This window comes from Microbacterium sp. NPDC056569 (genome assembly GCF_042793475.1).
Taxonomy (GTDB): Bacteria; Actinomycetota; Actinomycetes; order Actinomycetales; family Microbacteriaceae; genus Microbacterium.
The window spans coordinates 14,391-29,842 of record NZ_JBHTUV010000003.1 but is presented as its reverse complement, the minus strand read 5'-3'; the positions used below and the strand labels follow the sequence as shown (position 1 = coordinate 29,842).

15 protein-coding genes are annotated in these 15,452 nt (G+C 70.3%); 8 read left to right on the top strand and 7 right to left on the bottom strand.

The genetic code is table 11. The features are described 5' to 3' along the window. Nucleotides 1-55 precede the first annotated feature (55 nt). On the bottom strand, nt 56-988 hold the full coding sequence (locus ACFQ7C_RS04445) for a 2-hydroxyacid dehydrogenase (RefSeq protein WP_378898313.1): 933 nt from the start codon (nt 986-988) through the stop codon (nt 56-58). Between the two features lie 105 nt (nt 989-1,093). Between ACFQ7C_RS04445 and ACFQ7C_RS04440 the strand changes: the two genes are divergently transcribed. Then, a complete protein-coding gene (locus tag ACFQ7C_RS04440; protein WP_378898312.1) occupies nt 1,094-1,525 on the top strand; it encodes a DUF1761 domain-containing protein in 432 nt (143 codons plus the stop codon). A 43-nt stretch (nt 1,526-1,568) separates the two neighbouring features. Here ACFQ7C_RS04440 and purQ read toward each other — a convergent pair whose 3' ends face one another. Together purQ and purS are read right to left on the bottom strand one after the other, a co-directional pair. After that, complete coding sequence (purQ, locus tag ACFQ7C_RS04435; RefSeq protein WP_378898311.1) at nt 1,569-2,276, bottom strand: phosphoribosylformylglycinamidine synthase subunit PurQ; 708 nt, start codon at nt 2,274-2,276, stop codon at nt 1,569-1,571. Further along, entirely contained in the window at nt 2,273-2,521 is a 249-nt protein-coding gene (gene purS, locus ACFQ7C_RS04430; protein ID WP_378898310.1) for a phosphoribosylformylglycinamidine synthase subunit PurS, read from the bottom strand. Before purS ends, purQ begins: the two co-directional genes overlap by 4 nt. 345 nt (nt 2,522-2,866) lie before the next feature. Between purS and ACFQ7C_RS04425 the strand changes: the two genes are divergently transcribed. The 5 genes from ACFQ7C_RS04425 to ACFQ7C_RS04405 all read left to right on the top strand — a co-directional run bounded on the left by ACFQ7C_RS04425 (nt 2,867) and on the right by ACFQ7C_RS04405 (nt 8,818). Then, nucleotides 2,867-4,108 carry an ABC transporter substrate-binding protein gene (locus ACFQ7C_RS04425; protein ID WP_378898309.1) on the top strand — a complete coding sequence of 414 codons (1,242 nt, stop codon included), beginning with the start codon at nt 2,867-2,869 and terminating at the stop codon, nt 4,106-4,108. Nucleotides 4,109-4,241: 133 nt separating this feature from the next. Further along, nucleotides 4,242-5,273 carry a carbohydrate ABC transporter permease gene (locus tag ACFQ7C_RS04420; protein WP_378898308.1) on the top strand — a complete coding sequence of 344 codons (1,032 nt, stop codon included), beginning with the start codon at nt 4,242-4,244 and terminating at the stop codon, nt 5,271-5,273. After that, complete coding sequence (locus ACFQ7C_RS04415) at nt 5,270-6,178, top strand: carbohydrate ABC transporter permease (protein WP_378898307.1); 909 nt, start codon at nt 5,270-5,272, stop codon at nt 6,176-6,178. Before ACFQ7C_RS04420 ends, ACFQ7C_RS04415 begins: the two co-directional genes overlap by 4 nt. Nucleotides 6,179-6,243: 65 nt before the next feature. Further along, nucleotides 6,244-7,722: a glycoside hydrolase family 1 protein gene (locus ACFQ7C_RS04410; protein ID WP_378898306.1), complete on the top strand. Its 1,479-nt coding sequence runs from the start codon at nt 6,244-6,246 to the stop codon at nt 7,720-7,722. A gap of 55 nt (nt 7,723-7,777) precedes the next feature. After that, the gene (locus ACFQ7C_RS04405) at nt 7,778-8,818 is read left to right on the top strand and encodes a LacI family DNA-binding transcriptional regulator (protein ID WP_378898305.1); all 1,041 of its coding nucleotides are present in this window, start codon (nt 7,778-7,780) and stop codon (nt 8,816-8,818) included. Nucleotides 8,819-8,994: 176 nt separating this feature from the next. On the opposite strand, the gene ACFQ7C_RS04400 is transcribed toward ACFQ7C_RS04405, so the two are convergent. Then, nucleotides 8,995-9,834, bottom strand: a complete 840-nt coding sequence (locus ACFQ7C_RS04400; protein WP_378898592.1) for a VOC family protein — start codon at nt 9,832-9,834, stop codon at nt 8,995-8,997. Between the two features lie 163 nt (nt 9,835-9,997). Next, entirely contained in the window at nt 9,998-11,344 is a 1,347-nt protein-coding gene (locus ACFQ7C_RS04395; RefSeq protein ID WP_378898304.1) for a uracil-xanthine permease family protein, read from the bottom strand. Nucleotides 11,345-11,511: 167 nt separating this feature from the next. On the opposite strand from ACFQ7C_RS04395, the gene ACFQ7C_RS04390 reads away from it, so the two are divergent. Both ACFQ7C_RS04390 and ACFQ7C_RS04385 read left to right on the top strand, forming a co-directional pair. Then, nucleotides 11,512-12,291 (top strand): ABC transporter ATP-binding protein, encoded by a 780-nt coding sequence (locus ACFQ7C_RS04390; RefSeq protein WP_378898303.1) that lies wholly within the window; start codon nt 11,512-11,514, stop codon nt 12,289-12,291. Next, the gene (locus ACFQ7C_RS04385) at nt 12,273-13,850 is read left to right on the top strand and encodes a hypothetical protein (protein WP_378898302.1); all 1,578 of its coding nucleotides are present in this window, start codon (nt 12,273-12,275) and stop codon (nt 13,848-13,850) included. Before ACFQ7C_RS04390 ends, ACFQ7C_RS04385 begins: the two co-directional genes overlap by 19 nt. A 25-nt stretch (nt 13,851-13,875) precedes the next feature. On the opposite strand, the gene ACFQ7C_RS04380 is transcribed toward ACFQ7C_RS04385, so the two are convergent. Beyond that, the gene (locus tag ACFQ7C_RS04380) at nt 13,876-14,847 is read right to left on the bottom strand and encodes a phosphoribosylaminoimidazolesuccinocarboxamide synthase (protein ID WP_378898301.1); all 972 of its coding nucleotides are present in this window, start codon (nt 14,845-14,847) and stop codon (nt 13,876-13,878) included. A 64-nt stretch (nt 14,848-14,911) separates the two neighbouring features. Next, entirely contained in the window at nt 14,912-15,265 is a 354-nt protein-coding gene (locus ACFQ7C_RS04375; RefSeq protein ID WP_378898300.1) for a hypothetical protein, read from the bottom strand. Between the last annotated feature and the right edge of the window lie 187 nt (nt 15,266-15,452).

The window sequence follows — 15,452 nt, the reverse complement described above, 5'->3', positions numbered from 1 at the left end:
TGCTGCAGTCGCCGGCGCGGAGCCGTTGCCGACGGGTCGCCGCAGCCGGCGCGGGTCAGCCGCCGAGCACGATGTTGAGCGGGGGCTCGCCGGCGGCGAGGCGCTCGATCTGCGTTCGCACGAGCTTCGCGACTCGCGGCCGCATCGCACTCGACGCGCCGCCGACGTGCGGCGAGATGAGCACGCCGGGAAGGCCCCACAGCGCGTGGCCCTCGGGGAGCGGCTCGGGGTCGGTGACGTCGAGCGCGGCGCGGATGCGTCCGCGGCGCACGTGGTCGACGAGCGCGTCGGTGTCGACGAGTGTGCCGCGGCCGACGTTCACGATGAGCGCGCCGTCGGGCAGTGCCGACAGGAACGCGTCGTCGACGAGGCCCTGCGTGGCCTCGCCGCCGGGAAGGGTGAGGATCACGATCTCGGCGTGGGGGAGCAGGTCCGGCAGCTCGTCGATGCCGTGCACCGCGACGCCGTCCTCGTCGCGGGCGCGCGACGCGACCGGGGTCAGATCGACCTCGAACGGCTCGAGCCGCGCCGCGACGGCCTTGCCCACGCCGCCGTAGCCGAGCAGCATCACGCGGCGGTCGGCGAGGCTCTGCGCGAACACGGGCGCCCAGCGGCCGGCGGCGGTGTCGACGGCGAACGCGTCGATGTGCCGCTGCGCCGCGATGGCGAGGCCCACCGCGAGCTCGGCGGTCGAGGTCTCGTGCACCGACGCCGCGTTCGCGAACACCAGGCCCTCCGGCAGGATGTCGGCGACGCCGTCGTAGCCGATCGACTGGCCCTGCACGAGGCCGACCTCCACGCCCTCGAGACGCTCGAGCACACGCGCCATCGACATGTACGGCGGCACCACGATGTCGAAGCGGTCGCGGGGGGCCGCAGCATCCATCGGCCACACCACCAGCTCGACACCGTCGGGCAGGGCGCCGAGATCCGCGGCGAGCTGCTCGGTGGGGACGCTGACGACGAGATTCCGGATGCCTCTGCTCACACCCTCCACGCTACCGGCGCGGTGCGGCACCGGTGTCGCCGGGCGGCGCTACGCTCGCGTCCAGCGGCGGCCGCGGCCCGTGGCGGCGCCCAGGAGGAGGCGGACGTGGTTCCCGAGATCAACTACTGGGCGGTCCTGATCGCGACGGCGTCGAGCATGGTCGTCGGCTCGATCTGGTACACGCCGAAGGTGTTCGGCACGCGGTGGGCGAAGCTCGCGAAGGTCGACATGGACCGGCCCGGCGCCACCGCCGTCGTGCCGATCGTGGTCACCGTGATCGTCAGCTTCGTGACCGCGTGGGTGCTCGCGGGCGCCTCGTCGATCGCCTGGCACTTCTACGGCGGCAGCTACCTGTGGTCGGCGCTGCTCACCGGCGTGATCCTGTGGGCGGGCTTCACGGCGGCCCGCTTCATCACGCACGACGCCTTCGAGGGGCGGCCGTCGTCGCTGACGGTCCTCAACATCGCGCACGAGCTCGTGACGATCGTCGTGATGGCGCTCATCATCGGCGTGTGGCCGCCGGCCGGCACGGTGTAGGCCTTCCCCCGGCCGTCGAGCGGGCGAAGTGAGGCGAAACGGCTCAGGCCGCGGCGCCCACCACGGCCGCGACGGCCGACGTGAAGAACGACAGGCCGTCGACGCCGGACCGCATCGCGGCGGCGGTGTCGGGGCCGAACCCGGGCTCGACGGCGTGCTCGGGGTGGGGCATGAGGCCCACCACGTTGCCGCGCTCGTTGGTGATCCCGGCGATGTCGCGCAGCGACCCGTTCGGGTTCACACCGAGGTAGCGGAAGGCGACGAGGCCCTCGCCCTCGAGGCGGTCGAGCTCCGACTCCGACGCGATGTAGCCGCCGTCCGCGTTCTTGAGCGGGATCACGATCTCCTGGCCCGTCGCGAAATCGCTCGTCCACGCGGTGTCGTTGTTCTCGACCCGCAGCTTCTGGTCGCGGCGGATGAACTGCTGGTGCGCGTTGCGGATCAGGCCGCCCGGCAGCAGATGAGCCTCGACGAGCATCTGGAAGCCGTTGCAGATGCCGAGGATCGGCGTGCCCTTGGCCGCGGCATCCTTCACCTCCGCCATGATCGGCGCGAGTGCCGCGATGGCTCCGGCGCGCAGGTAGTCGCCGTAGCTGAAGCCACCGGGCAGGACCAGCGCGTCGACGCCGTCGAGGTCGTGCGACCCGTGCCACAGGGCGACGGCCTCACCGCCGGCGATCTCGATCGCGCGCTGCGCGTCGCGGTCGTCGAGCGAGCCCGGGAACGTGATGACCCCGATGCGGGCGGTCATTCCACGACCTCGATGCCGACGACGTCTTCGATCACGGAGTTCGACAGGATCTCGTCGGCGATGCGCCGGGCCTCGGCCAGCACCTCGTCGGTGACCTCGCCGTCGACGGTGAGCTCGAATCGCTTGCCGATGCGGACGCCGCTGAAGTCGGAGACGCCGAGGCGGGCGAATGCGCCGGAGACGGCCTTCCCCTGCGGGTCCAGAAGCTCGGCCTTGGGCATGACGTCGACGACGATGGTGGGCATGTAGATCCTCCTGGCGGCCGCAGGCCGCAGCTATCGGTCGTTGAGCGACGAGCGAAGCGACGAGTCGAGACGCCGGATGTCGCGGGCAGGGGTCCCCTCCAGTCTACGGGCCCGTGCACACGGCGTTTCTCCGGGTCGCTCGAACCCCCGTGACACAACCGTGATCAATCCATGGGAGCGCTCCCTTGACTTCGTGGGAGCGATCCCATAGCGTTGCGTCTCGATCGATGGGAACGCTCCCACGACCACCACGGCACGGTTCCCTCCGGGCCGGTCCTGCAACACACACGACCCTGACAACACAAAGGAGTGACAGTGAACGCACGCGCCTTCCGCAGAAGCGCTGTGGCAATCGCCGCATTCTCGGCTTCGGCCATCGTCCTCGCCGGCTGCGCCGGCGGCGGCAACGACGACGCCGGCAGCGAAGACGGCGAGATCACGCTGACCCTGGCCACGTTCAACGACTTCGGGTACGACGACGAGCTCCTCCAGGAGTACATGGACGAGAACCCGAACATCAAGATCGTCCACAACAAGGCCGCCATCACCGACGACGCCCGCACGAACTACTTCGCGAAGCTCGGCAAGGAAGGCCTCGCCGACATCGAGGCGGTCGAGGTCGACTGGTTCGCCGAGGCCATGCAGTACTCCGACCTGCTCGCCGAGGTGCCCGACAGCGCCAAGGGCCGCTGGGTCGAGTGGAAGGAAGCCGCGGCGACCGACGCCGACGGCCGCCTCGTCGGCTTCGGCACCGACATCGGCCCGCAGGCCGTCTGCTACCGCGCCGACCTGTTCGCCGCCGCCGGCCTGCCCTCGACGCCCGACGACGTCGCCTCGGCGATCGACGGCGACTGGGACACGTTCTTCGACCTGGCCGACCAGTACAAGACCGCGACCGGCAAGCCGATGCTCGACTCGGCGAACTCCGCGTTCCAGGGCATCGTCAACCAGATCGAGTTCCCCTACGACGAGCCCGACGGCACGGTCGTCGCGACCGACAACCCCGACCTCGAGGCTGCGTACAACCTCGTGGTCGAGCGCGGCATCCCGAACTCGGCCTACTCGGGCCAGTGGTCGGACGACTGGAACGCGTCGATGGCCAACGGTGAGTTCGCCGCGATGCTGTGCCCGCCGTGGATGCTCGGCATCATCTCGGGCAACGCGCCCGAGGTCACCGGCTGGGAGATCGCGAACGCGTTCCCGAACGGCGGCGGCAACTGGGGCGGCTCGTACCTGACCGTTCCGGCCAACGGCAAGAACGTCGAGGCGGCCCTCGCCCTCGCCGACTGGCTGACGGCTCCGGAGCAGCAGGAGAAGACGTTCGTGAACGTCGGCGCCTACCCGAGCGCGCTCGACGCGCAGAGCGCTCCGTCGATCACCGACGCGACCAACGAGTACTTCGCCGACGCGCCCACGGGCACGATCTTCGCGGACCGCTCCGAGGCGATCACCGTCACCCCGTACAAGAGCGCGGACTACTTCAAGTACAACACCGCGCTCCAGGACGCCATCACGCGAGTCTTCGACGGCGTCGAGGACCAGCAGACGTCGTGGGACACGTACGTCGCCGAGGTCGAGGCCTTCTGATAGGCCGACACTGACGACCGCGTCCGCTCTCGCGGACCTGGTCTGACAGCAGAAGCGGAGTGCGTGCGGGTCCCCCCGGCCCGCACGCGCTCCGCCTCGATGCCCATCCTCGACACCCGAATCGGAGCCACCGGTGACCACGACCGCCACCCGCACCACGGCACCCGGGCCGGCCGATCGGCCCGATCCGGAACGCCAGCCGCGCGTCCTCTCCTTCTCCCACAAGCTGAGCCGCTGGGACCTGAAGGTCTCGCCCTACCTCTACATCTCGCCGTTCTTCATCCTGTTCGCGATCGTCGGACTCTTCCCGATCGTCTACACGGCGGTGATCTCGTTCCAGGAGTGGGACCTGGTCCGCAACTCCGGCACCTTCGTCGGCTTCGACCAGTACGTCTGGATCCTGTCGCAGGCCGAGTTCTGGACGGCCCTCCGCAACACCTTCAGCATCTTCCTGCTCTCGTCCGTGCCGCAGCTCATCCTCGCGATGTTCATCGCGGCGATGCTCGACAAGAACATCCGGTCCAAGACGTTCTGGCGCATGAGCGTCCTGCTCCCGTACGTCATGGCCCCCGTTGCCGTCGCGCTGATCTTCAGCAACATGTTCGGTGACAACCACGGTCTCGTGAACAACATCCTCACCAGCATCGGCCTCGAGCCGATCATGTGGCACAAGGATCCGTTCTGGAGCCACATCGCGATCGCGACGATGGTCAACTTCCGCTGGACCGGCTACAACGCGCTGATCCTCCTCGCCGCGATGCAGGCCGTGCCCCGCGAGTACTACGAGGCGGCGACCGTCGACGGCGCGGGCGCGTTCCGCCAGTTCTGGAGCATCACGCTCCCGTCGCTCAAGCCGACCCTCATCTTCGTCATCATCACGTCGACGATCGGCGGCCTGCAGATCTTCGACGAGCCGCGCATGTTCGACACCTTCGGTCGCGGCGGCGCCGCCAACCAGTGGCTGACGATCACGCTGTACCTCTACAACATCGGCTGGGGCGAGTTCAACTTCGGCCGGGCAGCGGCGCTGGCGTGGATCCTCTTCATCATCATCCTGGCGATCGGCCTCATCAACCTCGCCATCACCCGTCGCCTCGTGCGCGACGAGGGCGGCCGAGGAGTCATCCAGCGCCGCCGCCGCGGCCGGAAGGGAGCCCAGCAGTGAGCGCCATCAGCACCCCGCCTCTCGCCGTCGTGGAGGAGAACCTCCCCAACGCGCGCCGCAGCCGGCGGACCACGAAGATCCGCGGTGTGCGCGCCGGGTTCTGGGTGTACGTCGGTCTCGGGGTCGTCGTGGTCTCGGCGATCTTCCCCTACTACTGGTCGTTCCTGATCGGCTCGGGCGACGCCTCGACCATCAACGACCCGAGCATGTCGTGGCTGCCCGGCGGCAACTTCATCGACAACGCCCTCAAGGTCATCAACGACCCGGCGGTCAACTTCTGGCTGGCGCTGTGGAACTCCATCTTCAGCTCCACGGTGATCGCCGCATCCGTCGTCATCTTCTCGACCCTCGCCGGCTGGGCCTTCGCGAAGCTCCGCTTCCCGGGCGGCAAGTGGCTGCTGGCCTTCGTGGTCGCGACCATGGCGGTGCCGATGCAGCTCGGCGTCGTGCCCCTCTATCTGCTGTTCTCCGACCTCGGCTGGACCGGGCAGATCGGCGCGATCATCATCCCCGCGCTCACGAGCGCGTTCGGCGTGTTCTGGATGACGCAGTACCTGTCGCAGACCGTGCCGGACGAGCTGATCGAGGCGGCGCGCGTGGACGGGGCCAACATGCTCCGCACGTTCTGGACCGTCGGCGTCCCCGCCGCGCGTCCCGCGGCCGCCATGCTGTTCCTCTTCACCTTCGTCGGGGCGTGGAACCAGTTCTTCTGGCCCTTCATCGTGCTCGACCGGCAGAGCCCGACGCTTCCCGTGGCGCTCTCGCTGCTCCAGTCGAACTACTTCGTCGACTACTCGATCGTGCTCGCCGGCGTGCTCCTCGCCACGATCCCGCTCCTCATCGTCTTCGCCTTCACGGGCAGGCAGCTGGTGAGCGGCATCATGGCCGGCGCGGTCAAGGGCTAGGCCCTCCCTCCACCCACGCCTTCGGCATCCTGACACCGACGTTCCCCGAGAGGATCATTGACCTCATGACGACTGCGATCCCGCGCGACTTCCCCCAGGACTTCCTGTTCGGCGCCGCGACCGCCGCCTTCCAGATCGAGGGCGCCGCCCACGAGGACGGCCGCCGCGACTCGATCTGGGACGCCTTCTGCCGCGTGCCCGGCGCCGTCATCAACGCCGACAACGGCGACGTGGCGTGCGACCACTACCACCGCTACGGCGATGACGTGGCGCTCATGAAGGAGCTGGGTCTGCAGACGTACCGCTTCTCGACGTCGTGGTCGCGGGTGCGGCCCGACGGCGGGGCGGTCAACCTGAAGGGCGTCGACTTCTACAAGCGACTGGTCGACGAGCTGCTCGGGGCCGACATCCTGCCCTGGCTGACGCTGTACCACTGGGATCTTCCGCAGGCGCTCCAGGAGAAGGGCGGCTGGGCGAACCGCGACACCGCGGACCTCTTCACCGAGTACGCGCTGACGATGCACGACGCCCTCGGCGACCGGGTGAACGTCTGGACGACGCTCAACGAGCCGTGGTGCTCGTCGTTCCTCAGCTACACCGCGGGCCTGCACGCGCCGGGGCACTACAGCGTCGAGGAGGGCGTGCTCGCCGCTCACCACCTGCTGCTCGGCCACGGCCAGGCCGTGCGCGAGCTGCGTGCCCGCGACGGGTCGCTCAAGCTCGGCATCACGCTGAACCTCACGGTCGCCGAGCCGGTCGACGAGAACGACCCGGCAGACGTCGACGCGGCGCGCCGCATCGACGGACAGTTCAACCGCTGGTTCCTCGACCCGATCTTTCGCGCGCAGTACCCGGCCGACATCGTGGAGGACATCCGGAAGGTGGATGCTGCGGCCGTCGCCGCGTGGGAGTCCGCGGTGCGCCCGGGTGACCTCGAGACGATCGCGACACCCATCGACACGCTCGGTGTGAACTACTACCACGGCGAGTACGTCGGCGGTCACGAGCCGGTGAACCCGCCGATCGGCGGCGACGCCCCGACCGACCGCCCGGGCCGCTCGCCGTACCCCTCGCACGAGGGGATCCACTGGCACGAGCGCGGGCTGCCGCGCACGCCGATGCAGTGGGAGGTGCAGCCCGAAGGGCTCACCACGCTGCTCGAGCGCGTGTGGGACGAGTACGCGGAGCCGGCCGGCACGGTGCTGTATGTCACTGAGAACGGCGCCGCCTACGACGACGAGCTCGTCGTCGAGGGCGACGCGAAGCGTGTGCACGACGCCGACCGCGTCGAGTTCCTGCGCGGGCACCTCGGGGCGATCCTCGATGCGGCCGAGGCCGGCGTCGACGTGCGCGGCTACTTCTACTGGTCGCTCCTCGACAACTTCGAGTGGGCGTGGGGCTACGAGAAGCGGTTCGGCATCGTGCGCGTCGACTACGACACCCAGGAGCGCACTCCCAAGGACAGCGCGCTCGAGTACAGCCGCATCATCGGCGCCCGGGCGATCGACCTGGAGTCTGCGCGGGCGGCGACCGTCGCGCCGTAGCACTGCGGCGCGAGGCATGCGCGGCGCAGTAGCATCCGGGAAGGAGGGGACAGGAATGAGCACCGACGCCATGCGGCACACCCAGCGGGGAGCCGGCAGCGCGCACGCCGTGACGATCGAGGAGGTCGCCGCCGCGGCGGGGGTCTCGCGCTCGACGGTGTCGCGCGTCGTGAACGGCTCCACCGCCGTCAGCCCCGAGGCGCTGGAATCGGTGACGCGCGCGATCAGCGAGCTCAATTACGTCCCCAACCGCGCGGCCCGGTCGCTGGCGAGCCAGAAGACGCACGCGATCGCGCTCATCGTGCCCGAGGACACCACCCGGTTCTTCGGCGACCCCTTCTTCGCGGCCATCGTGTCGGGCATCAACTCGCGCCTCAGCCGCTCGGACTACGTGCTCAACCTCTTCATCGCGAGCGACGACCCGGGCGACAAGACGACGAGCTACGTGCGCAGCGGTGCGGTCGACGGCGCCATCGTCGTGTCGCATCACACCAGCGACACGTTCATCGACCGCATCGCGAGCGTCGTCCCCGTCGTCTACGGAGGCCGGCCCGTGCGCGAACGCGACCGCGACTACTACGTCGACGTCGACAACGTCCGTGGGGCCTACGACGCCACCGTCTACCTGATCGAGAGCGGCCGCCGCCGCATCGCGACCATCACCGGGCCGCGCGACATGCCGGCCGGCGTCGACCGCCTGCAGGGGTATCGCGACGCGCTCGCCGCGTGGGACCTCGACGAGATCGCGGTCGAGGACGGCAACTTCACCGCCGACGGCGGCGCCGACGCGATGCGCCGCGTGCTCGCCACCGGCGCCAGGCCCGACGCCGTCTTCGTCGCCAGCGATCTCATGGCGCGCGGCGTGCTGACCGTTCTCACGGCCGAGGGGCTGCGGGTCCCCGAGGACGTCGCCATCATCGGCTTCGACGACTCGCCGGTGGCCACCTCCGTCAGCCCGCAGCTGACGACGATGCGCCAGCCGTCGTTCGCACAGGGGGAGCGCATGGCCACGGTGCTGCTCGACCTCCTCGCGGGGCGGCATCCGCGTCACGTCACGATCCTCGAGACGGAGCTCGTCGTCCGCGACTCCGTCTGACGTCGGTTCAGATCCATCGCTCGTGAAGCTCACCTGTCGCGAGGTGCTGGTCGTGTCGACACCTCGTGACAGCTGAGCATCGTGGGTCCGAGCGCTGGTTGCTCGCCTGTCACGACGTGCTGCCTGCGGTGGCACATTGCGACAGGTGAGCAGGGCCGGGGACGACCCGGCGCGCGTCAGCCGCGGCCGGGAACCGTGGCGTGCAGCAGGTTGCGCCACGGGTCGTCGAACGCCACCGTGCGGCCGTTGTCGCGCACCTCGAGGCCGTGATGGCGCAGGCGCTCCGCGAGTTCGCCCAAGGAATCGGCGTCGGGCAGCGCGAGGTCGACGCGGCCGAGGCCGAGCGCCGGCATCCGCGGTCCCGCGCCGCGCGAGTTCCACACGTTCATCGCCATGTGGTGGTGGTAGCCGCCGGCGCTGACGAACAGCGCCTGGTTGCCGAGCTGCGCGGTCTGGTCGAACCCGAGCGCGTCCACGTAGAAGGCGCGGGCGCTCGCGACGTCGCCGACGGACAGGTGCACATGACCGACGGATGCTGCGTCCCGCCCGGTCCCGCCGCTCGCGGCCCGCTCGGTCAGATGCTCCCGCAGGAAGGTGTTGGGGTCGAGGTACAGGGTCGCCATCTCGACGCTGCCATGGGTCCACGACCACTCGGTCCGAGCCCTGTCCCAGTAGAGCTCGACCCCGTTGCCCTCGGGATCGGTGAGGTAGAAGGCCTGGCTCACGAGGTGATCCGCCGACCCGGTGAACGTGTGGGGCGCGCGCTGAGCGACGCTGTACAGGGCCGCCGCAAGGGCTTCCTGCGTCTCGAACAGGATCGCGGTGTGGAACAGACCTGCGGCGCCGGGGCTCGCGTGGCGCAGTGCGGGCTCGTGCTTCAGCACGACGATCGGCCGCCCCGCCCGGCCGAGCACGACCTCGTCGCCCTCGGCCGCCAGCACCTGGAGGGTGATGACGTCGCGGTAGAACGCGGTCATGCCGTCGAGGTCGCCGACGAGGAGCGTCACGGCGCCCATCGAGGTGTCGGCGGCGAGGCGGTCGGAGTGCGCGATCTCATTCACGTGTAGCTACAACCATTTGCCGCAGCATCCCATTCCCGCCCCCACTTCGTCTTCGCATCACCGCCGGTGAACGAACGAACGAAGGAGGGGAGAGGGACGGATGCTGCGACCCGAGCGACTACTTGACTGGCGAGTCCTGCGGGTCGCCGCCGAGCTGGCCGACGGCCGGGAGCGGACCGCCGTCGTCGGCGCCGGTCTTGCGCCAGCGCGCGATGGCGTTGCCCACGTGGTAGATGAGCAGGGCCGCGGCGGCGCCGATGACGATCGCGCCCAGCTGGAAGTCGCCCCACACCACGGTGAAGCCGGCGATCGCGATGACGAGCGAGACGGCGGCGGTGTACTGGTTCACGGGGCGCGAGAAGTCCACGCGGTTGTCGACCCAGATCTTGATGCCGATGATGCCGATGAGGCCGTAGAGCGCGGTGGTCACGCCGCCGAGGACGCCGGCCGGGATCGAGTTGAACACCGCGCCGACCACGGGCGACAGCGACAGCAGGATCGCGAAGACGCCCGCGACCCAGTACGCGGCCGTCGAGTAGACGCGCGTCGCCGCCATGACGCCGATGTTCTCGCCGTAGGTCGTCGTGCCCGAGCCGCCGAAGGTTCCCGCGAGCACGGTGGCGGCGCCGTCGGCGATGAGCGCGCGGCCGGTGTACTGGTTGACGGATGCCTCGGTCATCGTCGCGACGCCGCGCACGTGTCCGACGTTCTCGGCGATGAGCACGAGCACGACCGGCAGGAACATCGCGATGACGCTCCACGTTCCGGGGTCGCCGAACGTCGGGAACTGGAACGTCGGCAGGCCGACCCACTGCCCGTTCGCGACGAGTTCGTTCACCGCCGTGAAGTCCACCTCGCCGCGCAGCAGCGCCACGATGTAGCCGACGATCACGCCGAGGAAGATCGAGATGCGTCCGAGGAAGCCCCGGAACAGCACGCTGCCCAGGATGACCGCCACGAGCGTGATGGTCGCCGTGATCGGCGCCTGCTGGAAGCTCTGCCACGCGACCGGCGCGAGGTTGAAGCCGATGAGCGCGACGATGGCGCCGGCGACGACCGGCGGCATGAGCTTCTCGATCCAGCCGAGGCCGGCGAACTGCACGACGAAGCCGACGGCGGCCAGCAGCACGCCGACGGCGACGATGCCGGCCAGGGCCGAGCCCATGCCCTGCGACGCGGTGGCGGCCGTCACCGGCGCGATGAACGCGAACGACGAGCCGAGGTAGCTGGGCAGGCGGTTCTTCGTGATGAGCAGGAACAGCAGCGTCCCGATGCCCGAGAAGAGGAGCGTGGTCGAGACCGGGAAGCCCGTCAGCACCGGCACCAGGAACGTCGCGCCGAACATGGCGATGACGTGCTGCGCGCCGATCGCGACGGTCGCGGGCCAGTTCAGCCGCTCGTCGGGCTTCACCACCTTCCCGGGTTCGACGGTCCGGCCGTTGCCGTGAATGGTCCACAAAGGCATGCGCGCTCCTTGCGCTCGGGTGATCGTGCGAGCATCACGATAGCGAGCGCAGGCCCGCGAGTTGCCTCGGCCACGCGGCATCCGAGAGGGTGGACCGTGCCCGGCGTGCGCCCGGACCCTCGACGCTGAACCGACGGAGAGACGTGACCGACCCAGCCAGCCCGCCGATGCCATCCACCGATGCGGCGCGCGACGCCGCCGCGCTCGAACTGCGAGGGCTCCACAAGCGGTTCGGTGAGAAGGTGGCCGTGGCCGACATCAGCCTGCGCGTGCCCGCGGGATCGTTCTACGGGCTGGTCGGCCCGAACGGCGCCGGCAAGACCACGACCCTGTCGATGGCGACCGGGCTCCTCATGCCGGATGCCGGCCAGGCCATGGTCCACGGCGTCGACGTGTGGCGCGATCCCGTGACGGCGAAGGCCATGGTCGGCAACCTCGCCGACGGTGTCAAGCTGTTCGACCGCCTCACCGGCGAGCAGCTCGTCACCTACAACGGCCTGCTGTTCGGCCTGCCGCACGACGAGATCGTCCAGCGCACGGCGGAGCTGCTCGCGCTGATGGACATGACGGATGCTGCGGGCACGATGGTCGTCGACTACTCGGCGGGCATGACCAAGAAGATCGCGTTGGCGTGCGCCCTCGTCCACGCGCCGCGGCTGCTCGTGCTCGACGAGCCGTTCGAGTCGGTCGACCCCGTGTCGGCGGCGAACATCGAGGACATCCTCGCCGGCTACGTGGCCGGCGGCGGCACCGTCATCGTCTCGAGCCACTCGATGGATCTCGTCCAGCGCATGTGCGACCACGTCGCGATCGTCGCCGCCGGCCGTCTGCTCGTCGCCGGCACCGTCGACGACGTGCGAGCGGGGCAGTCGCTGCAGGACCGGTTCGTCGAACTCGTCGGCGGCCGCCGCCACACGGAGGGGCCGGAATGGTTGCGACGCTCCTGAGGCTGCGGTTCCGCGTCCTCGGCAATCAGCTCGCGCGCAGCCCGTGGCAGCTGGTCGGGTTCATCCTCGGCGCGCTGTACGGAGCCGTCGTGCTCCTGGGCATCGTCGCGGGGCTCGTGCTGCTCGGGTTCGGCGACGTGCGGCTCGCGGGGATCGTCATCGTCGGCGCCGGCTCGCTCGTGACCCTGGGGTGGGCCCTCATCCCGCTCGTGGCGTTCGGCGTCGACACGACGCTCGACCCGGACCGCCTCGTGGTGTTCCCCATGTCGACCTCGCGCATGATGGTCGCGTTGACGCTCGCCGCCGTCTGCGGCATCCCCGGCATCATCACGGCCGCGGCCGCGCTCGCGACGATCGCGACCTGGGCGCACTGGCCGGCCGCGATCATCGCGTGGGTGGTGAGCACGCCGCTGGCGGTCCTCACGGCGGTCGTCGCCTCGCGCGCCGTCTCGACGGTCGCCTCCGGCTTCGGCGGCGGTCGGCGCTTCCGGGAGGTGGCGGGCATCCTCGTCTTCATCCCGATCATCCTGGCCGGCCCCATCATCGCGGGCGTCGCCGGCGGACTCGCGATCAACGCCGACACGCTCGCCGAGCTCGTGCCGCTCCTCGGCTGGACGCCGCTCGGCGCCGCCTGGGCGGTGCCGGCCGACGCCGCGGCGGGCGATCTGCCCGCGGCGGCGGCGAAACTGCTGATCGCACTCGTCACGCTCGCGGCACTCTGGGTGCTCTGGCGCGCCTCGCTCGCCCGCTCCCTCGTCCGCCCGCGGCTCTCATCGGCGGCCGCCGTGCGCGCGGGATCGATCGGGTGGTTCGGCCGCGTGCCCACCGGAGCGACGGGCGCGATCTTCGCGCGTGCGCTGACGTACTGGACGCGCGATCCGCGGTACCTGCGCCAGCTCATCGCCGTGCCGCTCGTGCCCGTTCTCCTGTGGTTCTACGCCCGCAACGGCGACCCGCTCGTAGCGCTGGCGTTCTCGGCTCCGATCATCGCCTTCGTGATCGGCATCGTGGTGTACGCCGACATCTCGTACGACGGCACGGCGTTCGGCACCGAGCTCATCACCGGAGCGCGCGGGCATGCGGACCGGCTCGGCCGCATCCTCGCTGCAGCCGCGGTCGCGGTGCCGCTGGTGCTCCTGGCGGCGATCCTGCCGATCGCGTTCGCGGGCGACTGGACGCAGCTGCCCGGCATCGTCGGGATGGCGCTCGGGATCCTCTTCACCTGCTACGGCGTCTGCGCCGTCACCTCGGCCCAGCTCGTGGTGCCGGTGCCGGGGTCGGGCGACAACCCGTTCAAGCGCGTCCCCGGCACGACGTTCCTCCAGGGCCTGGCGTTCTTCGGCATCTGGCTGGTGGCGCTCGCGCTCTCCGCGCCCGCGGTGATCGTCGGGATCATCGGCTACTTCATGCAGAACCCGGCCCTGAGCTGGGTCGCCTTCGCCATCGGCGTCGTGCTCGGCACAGCGGTGCTCGTCGGCGGCGTCCTGATCGGCGGGAAGATGCTCGATCGCACCGGACCGGTGCTCCTCGCGCGGCTGAAGGCGATGAAGAACGCGTGACGGACCCGGATGCTGCGCCCTCGCGTCACGCGGCGGTGAGGCGCTCCAGCAGCTCGCGGTAGCGGGCGGTGGTGCGGGCGACGATGTCGGCGGGCAGCGCGGGCGGCTCGCCCTCGCGCGGAGCCGGCCAGTTCGCCGCGAGCCAGTCGCGCACGATCTGCTTGTCGAAGCTCGCCATGCGCTCCTCGGGCGTCGTGCCCGCGGCCCAGGCGGCAGCATCCCAGTATCGCGACGAGTCGCTCGTGAGCACCTCGTCGGCGAGGGTCAGCACGCCGTTGGCGTCGAGCCCGAACTCGAACTTCGTGTCGGCGAGGATCACGCCGTGAGCCTCGGCCGTTGCGGCCGCGCGGGCGTAGATCTCGAGCGAGAGATCCCGCAGCTCGGCGGCGCGCTCGGCGCCGACGAGCTCGACGGTGCGCTCGTACGAGATGTTCTCGTCGTGCTCGCCCATCGGAGCCTTCCACGCCGGCGTATAGATCGGCTCGGGCAGCCGGTCGCCGTTCGACAGCCCTTCGGGCAGGGCGATGCCGCACACCGTGCCGTTCTCGCGGTACTCCGCCCACCCCGAGCCCGTGAGGTACCCGCGCACGACGCACTCGATCGGCAGCATGTCGAGGCTCTTCACGACCATCGCGCGGCCGGTGACCGCATCCGGAATCAGGCTCTTCAGGTCGTCGGCGGTGTTCGCCTGGCCGTCGGCGCCGAGCGTGAGCTCGTGAGAGGCGGCGAGATGATTCGGGATGCTGCGGCCGCCGTCGGCGCCGGCGAGCCGGTCGAACCACCAGAGGCTGAGGGTGGTGAGCAGCTCGCCCTTGCCCGGGATTCCCGGCGAGAGCACGTGGTCGAACGCGCTGACGCGGTCGCTCGCGACGACAAGCATGCGCTCCGGTGAGGCGCCCTCGGGCGTGTCCGCCGGGACGTAGAGGTCGCGCACCTTGCCGGAGTAGGCGTGGCGCCAGCCGGCGAGCTCGGTCGTGGGGGTGGGGAGAGCCGTCACCCGTCCATTATCCCGCCTGGCTCCGGGCGGATTTCGGGGCGGGGCCGCGAAGGGTCGGACGGGCTCACGGCGTGATCTCGTCGACGTGCGCGAACGCCTCGGCGACGAGTGCGGGCCAGCGGTCCGCAGCATCCGTCCTCGCGGTCGCCCACTCGCGCATCGGCCGGCCGCGCATGACGGCGGGCTCGGCCTCGCCCGCCTCGGCCAGCTCGCCGACACGGCTCTCGGGGAGCTTCACCATGAGCGCGCCCTCGAAGGTCACGAACGCGAACACCTTGCCGCGCACGTTCAGCCCCTCGGAGCCGAACATCACGCCGAGCGAGACGTCGGGGCGGGTGGTCCACTCCGCAACGATCGGGTCGAAGATCGCGTACGACTCCGGGAACTTCGCCCTGCGCGCGGCGCCCTTGTCGGCCATGACCCACCGTACGACGCCGTACCGACAGAGCGCGAGGGGTGCGCATCGCATCGAATCGGGTGGCCACCGGCCCGATCACCGGCCGCCGCGGCAGGCCGGTGCCGGGGCGGGCATCGACCGCACGACGCCCACGATCGCACTGGCAAGCCGACAATGCCGGGGTGGCGTCCGACTAACCCCGTTTCGG

Excerpts from the sequence above, each read along its gene's own strand:
- ACFQ7C_RS04410 (WP_378898306.1), top strand. The coding sequence starts at position 6,244 with ATGACGACTGCGATCCCGCGCGACTTCCCCCAGGACTTCCTGTTCGGC.
- ACFQ7C_RS04395 (WP_378898304.1), bottom strand. The coding sequence starts at position 11,344 with ATGCCTTTGTGGACCATTCACGGCAACGGCCGGACCGTCGAACCCGGG.
- ACFQ7C_RS04400 (WP_378898592.1), bottom strand. The coding sequence starts at position 9,834 with ATGGGCGCCGTGACGCTCCTCGTCGGCGACCTCGACGGCATGACCGCG.
- ACFQ7C_RS04405 (WP_378898305.1), top strand. The coding sequence starts at position 7,778 with ATGAGCACCGACGCCATGCGGCACACCCAGCGGGGAGCCGGCAGCGCG.
- purQ (WP_378898311.1), bottom strand. The coding sequence starts at position 2,276 with ATGACCGCCCGCATCGGGGTCATCACGTTCCCGGGCTCGCTCGACGAC.
- purS (WP_378898310.1), bottom strand. The coding sequence starts at position 2,521 with ATGCCCACCATCGTCGTCGACGTCATGCCCAAGGCCGAGCTTCTGGAC.
- ACFQ7C_RS04375 (WP_378898300.1), bottom strand. The coding sequence starts at position 15,265 with ATGGCCGACAAGGGCGCCGCGCGCAGGGCGAAGTTCCCGGAGTCGTAC.
- ACFQ7C_RS04390 (WP_378898303.1), top strand. The coding sequence starts at position 11,512 with ATGCCATCCACCGATGCGGCGCGCGACGCCGCCGCGCTCGAACTGCGA.
- ACFQ7C_RS04385 (WP_378898302.1), top strand. The coding sequence starts at position 12,273 with ATGGTTGCGACGCTCCTGAGGCTGCGGTTCCGCGTCCTCGGCAATCAG.